Here is a 20,312-nt window from a genome sequence, read left to right on the forward strand (position 1 = left end):
GACGACCGGATTCTCGACCTGGGCTCCGAGGACGGCAGCTACCTCGGCTCGTTCTATCCCTGGCCCAACCGGATCACCCTCGCCGACATCCACGAAGGGCCGATGCGGCGGGGCGCGGAACGTTTCGGCTTTGAAGGCTGGATGCTGCTGTCCGGCGACGGAACGGTGCCCGTCAAGGATCGCGCCTTCGATGCGGTCTGGTGCAATTCGGTCATCGAGCACGTCACCGTGCCGCGTTCCGAACTGCCCGGGATGTCCGACCGCGAATTTCTCGACCGCAGCGAAGCCACCCAGGCCCGCTTCGCCCGCGAGATCGCCCGCATCGCCTCCGGCTATTTCGTCCAGACCCCGTACCGTCACTTCCCGGTCGAAACGCATTCCTGGTGTCCCGGCGTCCAGTACCTCAGCCAGTCTTCGCGATACCGGCTATCGCAACGCATGAAGAAACTATGGGTCAAGCAGTGGACGGCGGATTTCCGCCTCTACGACCGGCGGCGATTCAAACGGCACTTCCCCGACGCCACCACCTGCTACACCGAGCGGTTTCTGGGCCTTCCCAAAAGCCTCGTGGCCGTCCGACAGCGATAGCGTTTCTGCCGCTCCAGCGCCTTCCGGTAAAAAGCAGCGGGCCCGGAGGAAAACCCTCCGGGCCCGTTGTCGCTTCAGGTCGTCCGACCGGGATCGGAGCTTACCGGCACTCGTAGGCGCCCATATCGCAGGCGGCGCCCGCCGGACGCGACCGGCCCTCGCAGTCCACCTGGATGTCCAAACCGTAGAGGTTGCGGAACGTCGTGTAGACGTTCACCGTGCAACCCTTGTCCACGGCCGGGCTGGTCGACTGCAGGTGGTAATCATCGGCGCCGGCGTTGACGAACTTCGGATCGGCTTCGATGCAGCCTTCACCCTGGTTGGCGAACGCGGCCTTGAAGGCGGCTAGCGAGTAGGTCGTTCCGCCCCAGCGGATCCGCGTGCCCAGGGAGCCGGACTGCCAGATCAGGTTGTGATGCATCTCCGATAGGTTCGCCACGTCGCTGACCACGATTCCGATGTGGTACGCCGGCTCGGCGATGTTGGCGATGATGTTGTTGGCCATGCGCACCTTCAACTGGCCGCCGCCGGGGTAGAGGAGTCCCGCGTCGCAGTTGTAGATGGTGTTGCCGACCAACTCGAGCAGCGGAGTGGCCCACGAAATCACCGCGCTGCCGGCCGACCAGGCGCTGTACGGGTCGTACGCGTCATTGGCGTAGTGGTGGATGTCGTGCATCACGTTCCCGATCAGGTGGGCGTCGATCGCCCCGTTGACGCGGATGCCGATCGTGCAGTCGTAGACGTGGTTGTAGAGCATCCAGATGTGCGTCGGGTCGTAGTGCACCACGATCGCCGCTCCGTCCGACCCGGAGTCCGGGTAGTCGGTCGGGTAGAACCCGTACACCTCGTTCTGGCTGATGATCACGTCGCTCGCCTGCTTGATGTCGATCGCGTTCTCGCCGTTGTGGTGGATGACGTTGCGGCCGATGTACACGTGGCTTGCCGGGTTCGCCCGGCCGCCGCCGTGGTACACCTGCACGCCGTCCTCGCCATTGTGGTGAAGCTCGTTGTCCACCACCCACACCCGATTCGTGCCGCTCTGGATGATGATCGACTGGATGCCGTTCTCGTGGTCGTCGCGCCAGTTCCCGTTGTAGTATATCTTATTGTCGTAGAACACGATGTCGTCGTTGGTGTCCACGTACGGTGTGGCTTCACTTCCCACCGCGGTGGCCCACACGCCGCACCACGAGGTCGGGGCGAAGTTGGTGTTCTCGCAATGGCGGACCGCGACGTGGTCGCTCGGAGCCCGGATCGACATATTGCCGAGCCGGCCGCCGACCGCGTCGAACTTGACGTTCTCCAGGATCAGGTACGAGGCCTTGATCACCGTCTCGCCCGTGAACACCGGCAGGTTCGCCGCGCTGAAGCCGCGGACGAAAATCGGCTTGCTCGCCGTCCCGCGTCCGGTCAGCCCCAAGCGGCTGCCCAGGAAGTTGGTGTAGGTGTACGGGCCGCCGTGGATCTCGACCACGCTTCCCGGCGCCAGGTTCAGCGGAATGGTCCGCCGCGGTTTGGTCGGGCTGCCGTACGGGTTGCTGGTGTCGGTCGCAGCCGAGTGGGTGCAGTCCACGTAGTGCGTGTACGGGCCGTTGCCGGCATTGCGGTACGGCTGAGGGCCGCTTCCGAAGTCGAACGTCGCGTTGGCGTACATCGTGTGCGACTGCTCGATCCCGAAGCTCGGAGCCGGGATGCCGATCGGAGGCGTCCACGACCCCGCCGACTGCGGCGGAACCACGGTGATCACCACCGTATCGAGGTCCTTGCCGCCGCGGTCGTCGGTCACCTCGAGGGTGATCGTGTGCGTGCCGACCGACAGCGTCACCGAGGGCCGCGCGCCGGTGGCGATCTGGGTGGTCCCTTTGCGCCACACGTAGCCGGCGATGCTGCCGTCCGAGTCGCTGGAACCCGAACCGTCCAGCGTCACCTGCTGGCTGCCGTTGTCGTCGGTGTCCGTAACCGTCCGGTCCGGACCCGCGTTGGCCGTCGGAAGCTGGTTGGTCGTCGCACTGACCGTAACGCTCACCGAATCGCTGGCGGTCAGACCCCCGTCGTCGGTCACGGTCAGGGTGATCGTGTGCGCGCCGTTCGTCAGGGTCACCGTCGGATTCGGGCCGGTGGCGATCTGGTTGGTCCCTTCGCGCCACACGTAGCTGACGATGTCGCCGTCCGGATCGTTCGAGCCCGAGCCGTCGAGCGTCACCTGCTCGGAGCCGTTTCCGCCGCTGTCGCTGACCGTCTGATCCGGTCCGGCGTTGGCCGTCGGCGGGTTGTTCTCACCCGCGTCGCCCAGGCTTCGCACCTGGAAGTCGTCCCAGTACTTGCCTTCGTGCAGGCCGCACCAGAGCCCGACCTTGCCGGCGGTCCGACGGGCCGAGCGCGAGTCGTAGCAGTCCGCCTGCCACGCCGTCGGCTCATTCTCCCCGTCGGCCCAGACCTTGGCCTTGACCACCGTCTGGTTGGCCAGCGAAATCACCTGGACGCGGTAGCGGTACCAGACGTTCGGCTGCGGGGTCACCTGCGTGTCGGTGACGCCGCCGCTCATCTGGTCCCCGTTCGGATGCGGCGAGACGTGGAAGCTGGTTCCGGCGAACCGGCGCAGCCGATAGTACGTGTCCGAGTTCGGATAGTCCGAATAGAAGGTCACGCCGAGGCTGCCGTCCGTGGTGGTGGTCATCATTCGCCCGGTCACCTCGTAGTTCGACCACGATTCGCTTCCGCCCGCCACGTAGTGGGCATGGGCGTCGCTGAACACGCCGGGCGTTCCAAACGCCATAGTCCCGCCCACGTCGTGCACCGCAAAGATGCCGTCGCTGCGGGTCAGGCTGCTCTGGACGTCGGTGTCGAGCCAGTTGGTCGGGCTCGCGCCGTCCGCGTAGCTCTCAAAGTCCTCCGACAGCAGCGCGCTGGCCGCCTTCACGGCGACCTTCTTGTCGCCTTGCACGCTGGCGGCGTCCTCGACGTACTCGGCCGCGATTATCACCGAAACGTCCGACGCCACGTCCGTCGGCGTCTGATAGACGCCGGCGCTGATCTGGCCCGGACCGGAGGTCACCGACCATTCCGCCGCGCCCGTCACGTCCGTCGTCGTCTGGTCGTCGTAGGTCGCCACCGCCTGATAGTTGGCGCTGGCGCCCGCCGCGACCGTGTCCGGACCGGCGATCTGCACGGCAACCAGTTCCTTGCGGGTGTTCCTGACCGCAAAGCTCTTGGCCGCCTGCTTGGTAACGTTGTTCTCGGCGTACGCGGCCTGGACCTTGACCGCCTGGTCCGCGGTCAACGACGCCAGAGCCGAATAGACGCCCGGACGGATGAAGGCGCCTGAACCTTCCACCACCGACCAGTTCGCCTTGCTCGCCACGTCCGACGTGCCGCCGTCGTCGTAGGTCGCCTTCAGCGAAAACTCGCCGGTTCCGCCTTCGTCGATCTCCACCGGACCGTCCAGCGTCAGGCCTTCCAGGATCCGAATGGTGTTGGCCACCGTGATCCTCAGGGTGCCTTGCTTCCCGATCCCGCCTTCGCTGTAACCGGCCTGGATCGTCACGGCCGTGTCCGCCGTGACCACATCCGGAGCCGTGTACCGCCCGTCGGCGCCCATCGATCCGGGACCGGCCACCAGAGTCCAGACCGCCTGGCCCGTCACGTCCGCCGTCGTTCCGTCGGCGTAGTGGGCCGTCGCGATGTAGCGGGCCTCGCCGGCCTCATTCACCGTCGTGGCGCCGCCGATCATCACGTGGTCCAGCCCGGCCGTTCCGTTGGTCAGGGTGATGCTCTTCTCAGCGGTGAGGCTCACGCCGTTCTGGGCGTAGCTGACCTGGAGCATCGCAGCCGTCGCGCCGTCCAGCGCCGCCGGGGCTGTGTACACTCCACCCTCGTCGACCGCGCCCGGTCCGCTCGCGACGGTCCATGACGCCTTTTCGGTGACGTCCGCCGTCGCGCCGTCCGTGAACGTCGCGGTCACCCGGTAGGCCGAGCTTCCGCCCGCCTTCACCGCCTCCGGGCCTGTGATCGTCAGCGACGCCGGAGCCGGGGCCGCATCATCCATCACGATCAGGTCCAGCGAAGCATCCACCGTGGCATTGCGCTCCTGGTAGCTGGCCCGAATGGTCACCGGGGTCTCGCCGGAGACTTCCGGCGCGGTGTATGCGCCCGCCGTGGTAATCGTGCCCGGTCCGCTGCTGATCGACCAGACCACGTTCAGCGTTACGTCGGCGCTGCCGCCGCCCTCGTAAGTGACCGTCGCCTGGTACGACTCCGTGGCGCCCTCGCCAAGCACCGTCGTTCCGGTGACCGCCAGTCCCGTCGGCCGGGCCTTCTGTCCGCGAACGATGGTCAGGGACTTCTGCGACTCCAGCGACAGGGCCTTGGCCGTGTACGCCTGATCGCCTTCGCTGTAGGTCGCCCCAATTGTCACCGGCGTGTCCGCCGACACCGTACTCGGCGCGCGGTACAAGCCCGAAGGCGAGATCTCGCCCGGACCGCTGAGTATCTCCCAGCGCGTATTGCCGGTCACGTCGCGCGAAAGTCCCTCGTCCGTGCTGGCCGTCGAGATGAAGCTCGCGGTGCCGCCTTCGGCCACCGTGTCCGGTCCCGCGATCTCGAGATTCTTGGCCTCGCCCATCGTGGTTACGACGTTGAAGTCCATGCTGGCCGACTCGGTCACCCCCATCCCGGCATAGCTGGCCTGCACGCGAACCGGAGTCTCGCCGCTGACCGTGGCCGGGGCGGTATAGACACCGCTCGCGTCGATGGTGCCGGGGCCCAGGGTGATTGACCAGACCGCGGTCGCGGTCACGTCCTGTGTGCTGCCGTCGACGAACATGGCCGTCGCCGCGAAGTTGCCGATGCCGCCTTCGGGGACCATCTGCGGCCCCGCGATCGAAATGCCTCGAAGATCGGGTACCGGGGGTACCGTCTCAACGCATCCCCCCGCCATCAATACGCCTACCGTCGTCACGAAACCGAACAGAATCAGGGAGGTCTGTCTCAGGGGTGAAGCGGACGTGCCGCCATCGCTACCATCACGTCTGCCGCCAGGGAGACCTAGAAACATGAATTGTCCTCCAATCGGACAGTAATTCCAGTTATTAGACAGATTAAGCGCAACGTAACGCTGCTGCTGTCTTTCTGCTATTGCCGCTCGATGTAACTATGGAATATCTGGGGGAAATAGTCAAAGTTGGGTTGCGGTGCTCTTGGGTTGGAGTCTGCTGCGGTCTGCCGAGGCCGCTTTCGAGCACCGGGAACAAATTGATGAATCGTCAGTCCAACTCAACACAGATTCGGCGGGGGGACCTCTTCCATCCATGGCGCGTTCCTCTCCTTTGCACAATTGTTCAACAGCGTTCTACATTATCGGTCTAAGAATGTAGCGAAGTTTACCCGCAGGGGGAGCGGCAAACGGCCGCCGCTCGGCGGACTTCGGAGGATCACAGAGGATCATAAATGCATGTGCTTGTGGGTCATCGGAATATGAAGGACTATATCAGGTTGGGGCCAAGAACAGGTGATCTTGGCGTGTCCGATATTCTGCACATCGTGTCCACAACATTATATCCCGCAGATCAAGCATTGCGGATTTTTTTCCCTGCCCCTGTCTTTTCCGCTGATGGTCTCGCTCCGCACCGAATGCGTTGTCCGCCAACGCCATCTGTCTGATATCCGGACGTCCGTGTGGAGTTATCAATGAGCTTGATCCGATCTGGCGCAGATCTACGCCCATCCGGGATCGCCAATTCATAATATAGTGAAACCGATGCGCCGACGTCGCGCGAAGCTGCGCGTCGCGACATTGCCGATGGGCAAGAACCGTGGGGCTGCCCAACCGGCGACACCGGTAATACAACCACTCACAACTACCGTCGATACAGCCATGGCGCCTGCGACGGCGATCGTGGATATGTCGCAGGCATTGGGTCGGTCAGTGACGCGATATCCGCTTGGGCGGCGATCATGGCAAGTCAAAACGTCATTCGTGTCGCGCGTCATCGGCCGGCTCGGCCAGGCGTCAACCGCAGTCGCGGCTAACGCCCTCATGTGGGAGCCGCCAAGCGACGAATATACGGTTATCGGACCAACAATGTCAAGGGGGTGTTTTTTTTCGCCGTCAGGTCGTGCCCAAGCGGCGGCAGCCTCCTGCTGGAACGCTTGCTGCGTGTCGTTGACAGAGGCCTGCGGCTTCGCTATTGTGGCGGCATCGGGTGGGGGAACGCTTCGCCGATGCCGTTCCCGACCCGCCCGACGGCCAAGTTCGCAGGGATGAAGAACTTGATGCAGAGTGTTCCGGTGCTGATCACCTGGGACGTCGATCCGACCCCCGAGGTGACCGTCGAAAACAAAAAAGCCGCCCTCGTCCGGGCCGCGTCGCTGCTGAGCGATCTGCGGATCGCCGGCACGTTTTTCGTCCACGCCCGCATCGCTCCGGTCCTGGCCGACGAGATTCGCATGCTCGTGGCCAACGGCCACGAGATCGGCTGCCACGGCTTGACCCATGGCGACGAGGAGGAATACTCCTCCATGCCCGAGTCGATGCAGCGGAGTTACCTGACCGAGGCCACCGCCATCCTCCGCCAAACCGCCGAACGTCCGATCCGCTCGTTTCGCGGTCCGCGGGTCAAGACCTCCGCCGCGACGCAGGCGATTCTCGAGGAATTGGGCTACCTGTGCGACGGCTCGGTCTGCTCTCAGCGGGTGGATCTGGTGAGCTCCAATCTTATCAATCCCGGCTGGATCGCCGCGCCGCGACTGCCGTACCATCCGCGCCGTGACAATCCGTTCCGGCGCGGCGGTCGCCGCCTGTGGGTGATTCCGGTCTCCGCCGCCGTCGCGCCATTCATCTCCAGCCTGCTCTACGTCGCGGGAACGGGTTTCATGAAGATGCTTTTCCGGACGCTGCTCTGCGAGTCCCGTCGGACCGGCAAACCCATCGTCTACCTGATCCATCCGTTCGAGTTCGCTCCGTTCACCGAGCCGCGCCCGGCCAAGGAGCTTTCGTGGCTCCGGAAGATCAAGACGCACGGGTTGTCCATCCGAAGCCGCTTCTACGAGAAAAACCACGAACGACGTTTCGCCATGAACGCCGAGCTTTTCCGCTTTATGCATTCCTTCGCTGACGTGCGATTCATGACGGTCAGCCGATATGTCCGCGAGGTGCTGGCGGAACCGCCCGGCGAATCGGAGGCGTCATGCAATCGTTGAACTGGTACGTCCGCCGCCTTCGCGCGATGTCGCTCGGCGAGATCGCGTGGCGCATCCACGGCGCCGCCGTCGTCCGCGCCGACCGCCTTTTGCTGTCGCGGCGTCAGGGTCTTGAGCCGCTGGAACGAATCCTGCGTAACGGCGACGGTGCGATCGATCCGCCGTGCCGCGTCTGCGGCGTGGCCGTCGGCGAAGCGAGCGCCGTAGGATACGAAGACGCCTGGCGAGACGCCCTTGTCGCCACGGCTGACCGCATCGTCGAACATCGGCTAAGCTACTTCGATCAGACCGACCGCCACCTTGGCGACCCGATCGACTGGAACCGTGACCACAAACGGGGCCAGCCTTCACCGCTGGTATTCGCGCCCTCCATCGACTACCGCGACGTGCGCGAGACCGGCGACTGCAAGTTCGTCTGGGAGCCCAACCGCCATCACCAAATGGTGGTTCTCGGCCGGGCCTATCGCGCCACCGGCGAGCTGCGCTATGCCCAGGCCGTCGTCGATCAGATCGACGGTTGGCTCCGCGCGTGTCCCTACGGACTTGGGATGAACTGGCGAAGCCCGCTCGAGCTGGGCCTGCGGCTGATCAACTGGGTCTGGGCCCTCGACCTGATCCGCGAGGCGGAACTGGTCCGCGGCGAGTTCCGCCATCGCCTGTTCGACAGCGTCCACCGCCACCTCTGGGAGATCGCCCGCAAGTACTCCCGAGGCTCCTCAGCCAACAACCACATCATCGGCGAAGCCGCTGGTGTCTTCGTCGCTGCCTCGTACTTCGATCGGATTCGCAACGCCTCAGCCTGGGCCGACCGCGCCTTGCGGATCGTCTACCGCGAGATGCTCGGCCAGACCTACGCCGACGGCGGCACCCGCGAACAGGCCGCCAGCTACCACATCTTCGTCCTGCAGTTTCTTCTGGCCGTCCGCCACGTGGCCCTTCGCACCGGCCGCACGCTGCCCGACGGCTACGACCAGCGGCTGGAACGCATCTTCGAGTTCATCGCCGAACTGCTTGCCGGCGGTCGGCATCTGCCGATGTTCGGCGACGCCGACGACGGTTATGTCCTGGATTTGAGCAGCCATCCGCGGGACCCGCGCCAGTGGCTCGCCGTCGGTGCTTTGCTGTTCGACCGTGCGGATTTCGCCGCCGTTGCGGACGAATTCCCCGAAACAGCGTTCTGGCTGGCCGGTCCGCAAAGCCGCGCCAATTACGAGAATTTGCGCCGGTCGAACCAGCCGATCCTGCGCCCGCGGGCCTTTGCCGACAGCGGCACGTATCTGCTTCAGCACGCCGGCGGCGATCACCGCGTCAGCGTCGTGTTCGATTGCGGCGAGCACGGCTATCACTCCATCGCCGCCCACGCCCACGCCGACGCCCTGAGCTTCGTCCTGCGGCTCGACGGCCGCGATCTGCTGGTCGATCCGGGCACCTACGACTACTTCACCTTTCCCGAGTGGCGCAATTACTTCCGTGGCACCCGCGCCCACAACACCGCCGCCGTTGACGGCTGCGATCAGTCCGAGTTGCTGGGCCTGTTCCTCTGGGGCCGCCGCGCCCAATCGAAATGCCTCGAATGGGACGCCAACGACCGCGGCGGCCGGATCGTCGCGGAGCACGACGGCTACGCCCGCCTGACCGATCCGGTGATCCACCGCCGCACGCTTGACCTCAATGGTCCCGAAGGCAGACTTATGATCCGCGACGGGTTCACAGCCCGCGAAAGCCACCGAGTCGAGATATGCTTCCACTTCGCCGAGGAGGTCCAGGTCGCTGCGCTCGACGGCAACCGGTTCGCCATCGAGCTCGATCAGGTGTCCGCCACGCTCATTCTGGACCCGAGGCTCGTTCCCACGCTCATCCACGCTCCCGATCAGCCGGTCGGCGGATGGGTCAGCCGCGGCTATCACCGCAAGACGCCCTCCACCTCGCTTTTCGCCCGCGCCGGATTCTCCGGGCCGACCGAGTTCCTCTGCGAACTCCATACCGGTGGACACGCAAGCCGATAATCGGTAGTATGGGTGACTGGATACAAGGGGCCCGGTCATGGAGAAAAACGCCAAGCGATCATCGGTCATCGTCGCCGCCGCCGTCGCGTTTGCTTTGGTGGTTGGCGCCGGTGCCGCCTACCGTCTGGCTGCGGGCCGTCTGGCCCGGCCCAGCGCCGGCCTGGCCATTCCACGCGGCACACTCGAAAGGCGCCTGCCGCTGCAGATCGGGCCCTGGCAGGGGGCCGAGGTGCCTCTGGACCCAGCTATCGTTCGCACCACCGACGCCGACGATCTGGTCAACCGCGAGTACGTCAGGTCCGACGGCCAAGCCGTCGCCCTCTTCATTGCCTACGGCGTCCGCGCCCGCGACCTGATGCCGCACCGCCCCGAGGTCTGCTATCCCGGAGCCGGATGGACCGTTGACGACACCGAGACCGTCGACCTGAAACTGCCCGACGATACGACCCGCCAGGTTCGAATTCACCGATTCTTCCGGCCGGGTCTGAGCAACCAGCAGATTACCGTCTTGAACTACTACATCGTGGACGGCCGGTACAGCCCGGACGTCTCGCTGCTGCGGTCCATGGCGTGGCGCGGCGCCGGCGGCGTCCGGTACGTCGCCCAGGTCCAGATCACCGCCTCCTCCGCCTCCTCCCGCTCGTCGCAGGCCGCTCTGGACGCGATCCGTGATTTTGCCGTCGCCGTCGACCCCCACATCGCCGGTCTGCTGCCCGACGCCACGACCACCGCCCCTGTTTCGGAGGCGGACCATGACTAAACCGGCCAGAAGGAGACGACGGATCGAGGAACCCGCCCCTGGCGCGATCTTCACGCCTTTCGCCCTTGCCGTCGGAGCGGTCCTGTTGATCGCGCTGATGTGGAGCTACTGGCCGGCCCTCCGCCCGCTCATTCGCGAATGGCAGGTCGATCAGAACTACTCCGTGGGGCTGCTGGTCCCCTTCGCCGCCCTGTGGCTGCTCTGGCACGATCGCCGCAAGTTTCAAGCCGTCACGATCCGTCCCGCGTGGGTCGGCGGCATCGCCCTGATCCTCGTGGCCCAGCTCGCCCGGGCCTATGGGTTGCTCTTCCTTTTTGAATCCGCTGAGCGATATTCCCTGGTCCTCTCGCTGGCCGGGCTCGTCCTGCTCGTCGCCGGGCGACAAGCCTTCTGGCGTGCCCGCTGGATACTTCTGTTCCTCTTCCTGATGGTCCCGCTGCCCGGGAAAATTCACAACCTCATCAGCGGACCCCTTCAAAGCTACGCCACCGCGGGAGCCGTCTTCCTGCTCGAACTGTTCGGCATGAGCGTCGCCCGCGACGGCAACATCATCACTCTCAACGGCAGCACCGAACTGGCCGTCGCTGAGGCGTGCAGCGGCCTACGCATGCTCACCGCCTTCGTCGTGGTCGCCGCCGTCCTGGCCTATTTCGTGAACCGTCCGCCGTGGCAGAAAGCCGTCCTGGTGGTCTCCAGCGTGCCCATCGCCATCGCCTGCAACATCATCCGGCTCGTCATCACCGCCGAGCTGTACCTCTTGACCAGCAGCGAGGTCGCGGAGAAGTTCTTCCACGATTTCGCCGGGCTGACCATGATGCCCATGGCGGTCCTGATGCTCGTCGGATTGCTGATCCTGCTGGATCGGCTCGTGATCGAGGACCAACGGGCCGCCTCCGGAACTGTGCCCGACAGGGTCGAATCGTAGAGCCCTTCTCTCCTCGTAGCCGTTACGGGCGCCGCGGTTCATGACGTGCATCAAGCCTTCGTGCGGCTTATTCCTCTTGACTTTCTCTCTGAATCGGTGGTATGCTGGAACTAGCAGAGAGCTTTGAGGAGAAGTCAAAAGGCAACGTGGGCGGATCCTCGGGGTGGATTTCGCTTTTAGTGGAACCATATTCGGTAACAGGCCCAAACGGATTCGAGATGCTGGGATTCTCGGACGTTCGGGCAAGTAAATCAGGGGGATTGGATATGAAGACACACAGAACAGTTCTAGCCGCCGGGTTGGGTCTGCTGGCCTTTGTGCTGATGCCGGCCTTCGTTCAGGCCGACATCACCACCGGGGCCTGGTTCATGGATCAGTCGAACACCTTTGCCGACGGAATCAATTACGGCCGCGTGGACATCGAAGCCGATTCCATCGCCGGAACCGTCGATTTCACCGTGGACGCCTTCGTAATGCCGATCTATGGGCCGATCAACAACTACGGGATCGACTCCTTCGGTTTCAACTACACCAGCGCTGTGACGTCCGATCCGTCGACCTGGACGGTCGATTTGCCGACCGGTTGGTCGCAGGACGACAACGGCGGGAATATGGACGGCTTTGGGCGTTTCATGGTGACAGAGGACGGCACCGGCAACTCGCGGCAGAATCCGTTGATCTTCACGATCACGCTGCCCGATCCGGCTCAAGCCGTGGCCATGAACTTTGCCGCCGACTCGACCGGCACCGCCGGCGAAGGCAACGTCTTCTTCGCCGCCCACGTTGCCGGGTTTAACTCCGAAGAAAACCTGGTGGACCCCAACGCACCCAGCGCGGGGAGCCACTTTATCGGCGGCTCGACGCCAGTGCCGGCCCCCGGGGCCGTGGTGCTGGGCTTGGTTGGGTTCGGCTTCGTCGGATGGTTCAAACGTCGTATGACGTAACGGTCCGATAAACATAAGGTTATGGCCGGAGATGGATCCTTTGGTCCCTCTCCGGCCGAAAGAAGTCGACGACGGTTTTGGTTTGACAGAAACGTTGGGTTTCGCTTATACTGGTCTCCAGACGCGCAGGGGTTGCAGCGTTTGTTCGGGCAGTGGTTAGGTGACCAGATGAAGGTGTGGACGGCTATGGCGTTGGGTGCGTTGGTTCTGGCGGCTCCGGCCGTCCAGGCCGACGTGGCTGCTACGCCCTGGACGCCAACCGCGGCTGGTGAGTTCTCAGCCAGTTCCGTGAGCCCATCCGTCGAGATCGGCCCGATTGTGTGGCTCGATTCGGAGTTCGGCTCCAGCATGGCCCTGCCCGGCGGATCCGGGCTTTCGCCGGAACAGGACACCCAACAGGTCCAGTCGCTTCCGGACACCCCAGGCAGCGCCGCTCTGATGCTTCTGGGCCTTGGCAGCCTCGGAGCCCTCCAAGCTGGCCGGTCGGCCAAGAAATTCCAGTTCGGCCATTTCGCTTCCTGGTACCATTCCGGCGGACCACGCCAGATCGGCTACTCCTTCGCCATCGACCTGGAAAAACTCAGTAATATTAATGATCTTGCGGTTTGCCTCTTTGAGGCCATCGTCGAGGTCATCCCCTCTGGTCCTCTCCTTCAGCGGCAGCCGGTGCTGGTCTGGCGTCAAGCCCAGGCCTGTCCGGCGGCGACCGAGTGTCGTGGCCCGCCTCAGACGTGCTAACCACCTGCGGTCCGCATCGCAGGAAGTGTTTCTTTGTTGCCTTATTAGCACGGGTTGATTTATATTCACAGGAGAATTGGCATGAGGAATATGAAAGTGATGCTTGGCGTAGCCGCTCTGGCGGCTGTGGTTCTTGGCCCGATGGCCATGGCTGATACGTTCATCCTGGAAGACCTGAATACCACGGTCGTCCTGGACAACTCGACTGGCTCGGGAATGTACGAGTGGGACGTTGAGGGAGTCAATCACCTGTCGCAGCAGTGGTTCTGGATGCGGATGGGACAGGACCGCGAGTATCGTCTGGACCACTCCGGCGGGCCGGTCGCAGCGAACGCAACCGACCGCGACGCCAGCGGCCAGAATGACACCCTCTATCTCAAATATGACTACGATCTCTACACGGTCGAGGTCACCTACATGCTGACCGGCGGCGAGATCGGCAGCTTCACCTCGGATATGGCCGAGACGATCAAGATCACCAGCCGGTGCCAGGACGCGCTGGACCTGCACTTCTTCCAGTACACCGACCTGGACCTCAACAGCACAATCAGTGACGATACGGTGGAACTGGCCAACACCAACAAGGTCGAGCAGCGCGACGCCCTGACCATGTTCAGCGAGACGGTGGTCACTCCGAATCCGAGCCGGTACGAGGTCAACACCTGGCCGAGCACGCTGGTCAAGCTCGAGGATGACGTGGCCTCGGACCTGGACAACAACGACGGCCCGCTGACCGGCGACGCCACCTGGGCGTTCCAGTGGGACTTCGTCCTCGGTCACTACGGTGACACCTTCATCATCAGCAAGGACAAGCTGCTGACCAGTACCCCGATCCCCGCCCCCGGTGCGGTGCTCCTGGGCGCCTTGGGCCTCTGGCTGGTCGGACGGATCAAACGCCGTCTGGCGTAGCAGCGAGAACCTGGATCGTTGGTTGAATGACAATCGCCTTTCCCTGCCGCTTGGCCGGGAAAGGCGATTTCTTTGCGCTCGGTGCGCGTGGCGTTCCTGAATCTGTTGCGTTCCCGATCTCGCCTGCCGGCAAACGTTGACGCTTTTGCGGCGTAGATATAGTATAATGCCCCCGACCGGGTGGAGTGGCGGGGTTGTCCGCGGGATTTTGGGAGGTGTCACGCGATGAAACGGCAGATGATCGCACGGGCCAGAGTGAACGTCCGGCTGCTGGTAATCCTGTTGTTGGTGGTGGTCGGGCTCGGCGTGGCTGCGGTGGCGGCTCGCCAGGTGCGCCGGAACATCCTGGCCTCGCGGGCCCTGGCCGCCGGGCAGGATGCCTGCCAGCGGGGGGACTGGCCGGAGGCGCGCAAACAACTTCGCGAGTACCTCTCGCGACGGCCCGACGACCTGCCCGTTCTGGAGCAGTACGCCAAGGCTGAGCTGTCGATTGAGCCGATCGAGGAGAGGAACATTCGATGGGCGGTCGGGGCCTACCGCCAGTTGCTGCGCTACGACCCGAAGCACCGCGAGGCCTACCACGAACTGGCCCGTCTCTACGCGGGCATGCGCAACTTCGACGAACTGGGCTACATCACCAGGCTCTGCCTCGACCATTTTCCTGACGACCCGACGGCCAAAGTCTGGCTGGCCAAGTCGCTGATCACGCGGCGGGACAACGATCAGGCGAGCGAGTACCTGCTGGGCTTGGTCGAGGATATCGAACAGCGTCAACAGAAGTGTCCGGAATACGCCGACGCGTGCCGGTTGCTCAGCGGGATCGCCCTGCAGCAAAAGGGCGAAAACGTGGTCGAGGAGGCGTTCAAGTGGCTCGACCGAGCGGTGGCCTACGATCCGAACCATGCCGAAAGCTACGTGGCCCGCAGCCGTTTCTATCGAACGGCTCCGGCTTTCAGCGGCAAATCCCGGGCCGAGTTGGTTGAATTGGCCCGGCGGGATCTGGAACACGCCGACTCGCTGACCCCGGCCGATCCGCGAGTGCGGCTGGCTATCGCTGCGGAGTGGATGGAGCTTGGCGACGCGGATCGCGCCGCCGCCCAGATCGCGGCGATCGACGGCCTTCCTCGCGAGACGGTCATGCCCTACTTCCTGGACTACAATGACTGGCTGGTGGCCCTGTTCGTCCAGAAGTCGGAACTGGCGTTCGCGGGGAACGACGCGACGGCATCCGCCGCGGCCCTGGCCGACCAGACGCTGGACCGACTGGAGCAGGAGCGGCATCGGATCCGGGTGCTGCCTTCCGCGGTAAAAATCTACCTGTCCGGCCGTCGGATCGCCGACGCCCGGACCGCTCTCGACGAGTACCTGGAACTGCTCGGGCGGATGGAGCCGACCGCCGTCGCCAGCGAAGAGACCATCTACCTCGAGGCGATTGTCGCTCTGGCCGAGGGGCGTCCGTACCGGGCGATCGAGCTGCTGGGGCCGGTGGTCGTGCGCAACCCGAATCGGCCCCTGTACTGGAAGGTGCTGGCCGAATGCTACAGTCAGACGGGGCAGGCCCGACGCGCCGCACAGGCGCTCGCGCAGTACCTGGAGTATCGCCCGGGCGACACGGCGGCGCTGCTCGATCTGCTGGCCCACCACAACTCACAGCGGGACTGGGCCTCAGCCGTGGAGGTCGCCTCGAGGATCGAACGTCTCGATCCGAGCGATCCGGCGGGAACGTTGATGCGGATCGAAGCGGCGATGCACGCGGCGGCCGCCGGCCCTGAGGACGGGCGGGAACAGGCCTTTTCGCAACTGGCCGCGGAGTTGACCGCCCTGCGCGCGGCGCACCCCGAGTCGGCGGACGCGCGGGTGCTTCAGGCGATGCTGGCGGTGGCGAGAGGGCGTCTCGATGAGGCCGAGGGCGAGTTGAAGTCCATGGCCGCCGAGGATGGCGACGACGCGCTGACCGCCCGAATGCAACTGGCCCGCGTCTATGGCCGGCAGGGACGGCTTGACGATGCCATCGCGGTCTGTCGGGAGGCGTATCGAACGCACGCGGGCGCGGTTGCGCCGTACCTGACGCTGGCCGAGATTCAGAGCGGCCTGGGCCGTTCGGCCGAGGCCATCGCCACCCTTCGCGCGGGACTCGACACGGTTGGCGAGCCGCGGGCCCAGCGCGATCTGCGGCTGAAGCTGGCTCTGCTCGAGATCACCTCGGGCGACCGTCAGTCCGGCGTGGCGATGCTCAAGGACGCAGCGGCCGCCGACGTCTACGACGTGGACGCCCGTTCGCTGCTGCTGCGGCTGCCGGAGATCCGCCAGGATCGGGCATTCGCCCAGACGCTGGTGGATGAGATTCGCAGTACCCAGGGCGCCAGCGGGCTGCTCTGGCGGCTCCATCAGGCCTCCCTCTGGCTGGACGGCGACGACTGGCGCAGCCGCCACAAGGAGATCGGCGAGATGCTCAGCCGTTGCGTCGAGTCCGATCTGCAGTGGTCCGCCCCCGTCCTGCTGTTGGGACGGATGCACGAGCAGCTTGGCGAACTGGCCCGGGCCGAGCAACTGTATCGCCGCAGCCTCTCGGCCAACCCCGGGAGCGTTGAGGTGGCGGACCGGTTGGTGGCGCTGCTGGACCATCAGGACCGTTACGCCGACGCCCGGGAAGTGCTGGATGGACTGCAGGTCGACCCGCATTCGCGCAGCGACCGTCGCGTTCGCATGGCCATCGGCGCCGGACAACTGGACGAGGCGATCGGCGAGTTGAGGCTGCGGATTGCGGACGATCCGAACGACGTCGAATCCCGCGTGCTGCTGGCCCAGGTGCTTGGCCGCCAGGGCGGTCACGCCGACGAAGCCCTGATGCTGCTCGACCAGGCCCAGGCCCTGCATCCCGGTGCGTCGGGCCTGTTGGCTGCGCGAGTCGCGATCCTCCAGTCGGCGGGTCGGCTGGACGAGGCCAGCGCCGTGCTCGATGCGGCGGTGGCGCAGCGAGGCGATCGGCGGGCCCACGCCCTGCGCGGGGCATTCCATCAGGACCTCGGCCAGACCGATCTGGCGGAGAAGGACTTCGTGAAGCTGGCCGACATGGACGCCAACGGCCAGGGCTACGAGTTGCTCGGCCGGTTCTACGCTGAGACCGGTCGGATGGATCAAGCCATCGAGACCTGGCGGCAGGGGTTGGAGAAGCACGTAGAAAACGCCTCGTTGGCTCGGCGCCTGATCCGGGCGCTGGCTTCCCGCGACAAGGAAGGTGATCGCCTACAGGCCATGGCGCTGCTGGAGGATCTGGAGAAGCGGATGGGTGATGACGCGGACCTGCTGCTTCTGCGGGTTGCGATGATGTCCAAGGCCGAAGGCGGCGCGGATCGCGAACAGGTCCGGCCGCTTCTGGAGCGGGCGGTGCAACTGAATCCGATGTTGACGGATGCTCACCTGCGGCTGATCGAACTGGCGTTCCAGAACGGCGACCATGCAGCCGCCCGCGACCTGGCGATCCGCGCCCTGGCCACGCAGCCGGACCAGCCGCAACTGCTTCTGGCCCGCGCGCATGCCGAGCATTCGCTGGGCGATCCGACTTCAGCTTTGGAACTGGCGAAGATGGCGGTGCGGTCGGCCCCAACCGACCCGGAGGCGTGCCACGCCCTGGCCAGTCTCGCCGTATCGACTCAGGACCGGGCGGCGATCGACGAGGCCAGGCAGGCCCTCGAACGGGCCCTGGAGGCGCGTCCCGACAGCGACCGCCTGCGGTTGGCCTCAGCGCTGGTGCTGACGGCGGGCGGCGAACGCGAGGCGGCCATCCGTCAACTGGAGACTCACTTGACGACCCGGCCGGCCCGCGAGGACGCCGGCATGCTCCTGGCCTTGGCCGAGCTGTACCGTGTCGGCGGCCAGTTCGACGAGGCGGCCCAGCGGATCGAGCAGGCCGAGCGGGTCGAACCGAATTCGCCGACCGTGGTCAGGGAGCGGGTCCTCCTGCTGGCTGCGCAGAAGAAGTATGACGATCTTGACACCATGATCGAGGCCTATCGCGGGCGGGCCGAGGCCGATCCGTTGGTGGTGTACGCGGCCGCCTCGGCCCTCGGAGCGACCGGGTCGCCGGACCGCGCCCAACGTGCGATGGACCTCTATGAATACGTCACGCAGCAAGCTCCTCAGATGGTCGAAGCCCGGCTGGGGCTGGCCCTGATGGCCTATCACGCCGGACAGACGGAGCGGGCCGAGACCTTGTACCAACAGGTGCTCGATGCCAGTCCGGACAACATCCAGGCCCTCAACGACCTGGCCTGGATCGTTGGAGTTGAGGATGGTCGGCTGGAGGAAGGCCTGCAACTGGCGGATCGAGGGCTGCGCCTGGCGCCGCGCAACCTGCATCTGCGGGATACCCGCGGAGCGATCCTGGCCGCCATGCCCGACCGGCTGAATGACGCCAAAGCGGATTTCGCGATGTGCGTGGAATTGAGCCAGGACCCGGCCCGACGGGCTCGTTCATTGCTTCAGTTGGCCCGGGTCTGCTCGCAGCTCGGCCAGACGCAGGAGGCGCACAGCCATCTGGAAGAGGCGCTGCGGATCGATCGGGAACACAAGATATTCAGCCCCAAGGAGCGTTCCGAGGCCGATGAGCTTCTGCGGGCCGGCGAGGCCGACGCGGGTCAGGCGGGCTAGATCGGTATGGAGTGGCAGGGCTGGTACACCCTGGCGGTGGTGGTGTTGGTGTTCGTATCCCTGGCCAAGGGCCTGGGCCCGCCGGACGTCATCCTGTTGGGTGGGGCGGTGCTGACCGCGCTGGCGGGCGTCGTCACGCCGGCCGAACTGTTCGCGGGATTCGCCAATGAAGGGGTGCTGACGGTGGGGGCCCTGTTCGTGGTGGCGGCCGGACTGCGGGAAACGGGGGCTCTCGATGTGATGGGAACGCGGATGCTCGGTTCGGCCCGGGGCGAACGCGGGGCGCTGCTGCGGATGACGCCGTTTGTGGTCGGTTCGTCGGCGTTCCTGAACAATACACCGGTGGTGGCGATGCTGATGCCGGTGGTGGCTGATTGGTGTCGCAAGTTTCGGGTCTCGCCGTCGCGGCTGCTGATCCCCGTCTCGTACCTGGCGATCCTGGGCGGCGTGTGCACGCTGATCGGCACGAGCACAAACCTGGTGGTCAACGGTCTGATCCTCTCGGAGTGGCGGCGGCTGGATGGTGTGGAGGCTCCGGCGGGACTGGCTCCGATCTCGCTCTTTGAGCCGGCGTGGGTCGGCGTGCCGATGGCCCTGGTCGGCGTGATCTACCTGCTGCTGGTGGGGCGGCGGTTGCTGCCCGATCGCAAGAATCTGCTCGAGCAGTTCGGCGAAAGTCCGCGCGAGTACCTGGTCAACATGCGCGTTCAGCCGAACTGCCGCCTGATCGGCCAAACCGTTCAGCAGGCCGGCCTTCGCCACCTCTCCGGCCTGTTCCTCGTCGAGATCGTCCGCGACGAACGGATCATCACGCCGGTCGGGCCCGACGAGGTCCTGCAGGCGGAGGACGAACTGACGTTCACCGGCGTGGTCAATACGATCGTGGACCTGGAGCGGATCGCGGGCATGGCCCCGGCCGATCCGGAGACTCGCGATTTCGTCGGGTCGCGCCGCCACGACCGCCGGCTGACCGAGGCGGTGATCTCGGGCACCTCGCCCCTGATCGGCAAGAACATCCGCGACGCGAACTTCCGGGCGATGTATAACGCAGCGGTCATCGCCGTGCATCGCGGCGGCGGCCGCCTCAGCGGACGGATCGGCGATATCGTGCTGCGCCGCGGCGACACGCTGCTGCTGACCACCGGTCCGCACTTCGAGGAGGCCCATCGCAACAATCCCGATTTCTACCTGGTCAGCAGCATCCAGTCGGCCCGGCCGGTGCGGGAGGACCGGATGGCGATTTCGGTCGGTGTGCTGGTGCTGCTGGTGGTGTTGATGGCCGCCGGCGCCGTGCCGATCGTCCTGGCCGCGTTCCTGGCCGCTGGACTGATGGTGGCCACACGCTCGATCTCAGCCTCCGACGCCCGGCACAGCATCGACTGGCAGGTCCTGCTGACCATCGCCGCCGCGTTCGGCCTGGGCAAGGCGATCGAGAACTCGGGTCTGGCCGAGACGCTGGCGCATGGCTTCTTCGGATGGGCGGGCGGTTTGGGTCCGGCCTTTGCCTTGGCCGGAGTCTACCTGCTGACCGTGGTATTTACCGAGATGATCACCAACAACGCCGCAGCGGTGCTGGTCTTCCCGTTCGCGATGGC

At 65.2% G+C, this 20,312-nt stretch carries 11 protein-coding genes; 10 read left to right on the forward strand and 1 reads right to left on the reverse strand.

The window, feature by feature from the left end; translation table 11 throughout:
* A partial coding sequence (locus tag GXY33_02635; GenBank protein ID NLX04021.1) for a class I SAM-dependent methyltransferase occupies positions 1-588 on the forward strand: 588 nt, incomplete at its 5' end.
* A 100-nt stretch (positions 589-688) separates the two neighbouring features.
* Here GXY33_02635 and GXY33_02640 read toward each other — a convergent pair.
* Positions 689-5,452 carry a hypothetical protein gene (locus tag GXY33_02640; protein ID NLX04022.1) on the reverse strand — a complete coding sequence of 1,588 codons (4,764 nt, stop codon included), beginning with the start codon at positions 5,450-5,452 and terminating at the stop codon, positions 689-691.
* A 1,406-nt stretch (positions 5,453-6,858) separates the two neighbouring features.
* On the opposite strand from GXY33_02640, the gene GXY33_02645 reads away from it, so the two are divergent.
* The 9 genes from GXY33_02645 to GXY33_02685 form a co-directional block, all read left to right on the forward strand.
* Entirely contained in the window at positions 6,859-7,785 is a 927-nt protein-coding gene (locus GXY33_02645; GenBank protein NLX04023.1) for a polysaccharide deacetylase family protein, read from the forward strand.
* Complete coding sequence (locus tag GXY33_02650; GenBank protein ID NLX04024.1) at positions 7,773-9,791, forward strand: heparinase; 2,019 nt, start codon at positions 7,773-7,775, stop codon at positions 9,789-9,791. Before GXY33_02645 ends, GXY33_02650 begins: the two co-directional genes overlap by 13 nt.
* Positions 9,792-9,828: 37 nt before the next feature.
* Positions 9,829-10,551 (forward strand): EpsI family protein, encoded by a 723-nt coding sequence (epsI, locus tag GXY33_02655; GenBank protein NLX04025.1) that lies wholly within the window; start codon positions 9,829-9,831, stop codon positions 10,549-10,551.
* A complete protein-coding gene (locus tag GXY33_02660) occupies positions 10,544-11,476 on the forward strand; it encodes an exosortase/archaeosortase family protein (protein ID NLX04026.1) in 933 nt (310 codons plus the stop codon). Before epsI ends, GXY33_02660 begins: the two co-directional genes overlap by 8 nt.
* Before the next feature lie 218 nt (positions 11,477-11,694).
* Positions 11,695-12,420 (forward strand): hypothetical protein, encoded by a 726-nt coding sequence (locus GXY33_02665; GenBank protein ID NLX04027.1) that lies wholly within the window; start codon positions 11,695-11,697, stop codon positions 12,418-12,420.
* Positions 12,421-12,588: 168 nt separating this feature from the next.
* A complete protein-coding gene (locus GXY33_02670) occupies positions 12,589-13,158 on the forward strand; it encodes a hypothetical protein (protein ID NLX04028.1) in 570 nt (189 codons plus the stop codon).
* 81 nt (positions 13,159-13,239) lie between these two features.
* Entirely contained in the window at positions 13,240-14,067 is an 828-nt protein-coding gene (locus GXY33_02675) for a hypothetical protein (protein NLX04029.1), read from the forward strand.
* Positions 14,068-14,292: 225 nt separating this feature from the next.
* Positions 14,293-18,717, forward strand: coding sequence for a tetratricopeptide repeat protein (locus GXY33_02680; GenBank protein NLX04030.1), 4,425 nt, complete (start codon positions 14,293-14,295; stop codon positions 18,715-18,717).
* Between the two features lie 6 nt (positions 18,718-18,723).
* A partial coding sequence (locus tag GXY33_02685) for an SLC13 family permease (protein NLX04031.1) occupies positions 18,724-20,312 on the forward strand: 1,589 nt, incomplete at its 3' end.

Source organism: Phycisphaerae bacterium (assembly GCA_012729815.1).
GTDB lineage: Bacteria > Planctomycetota > Phycisphaerae > JAAYCJ01 > JAAYCJ01 > JAAYCJ01.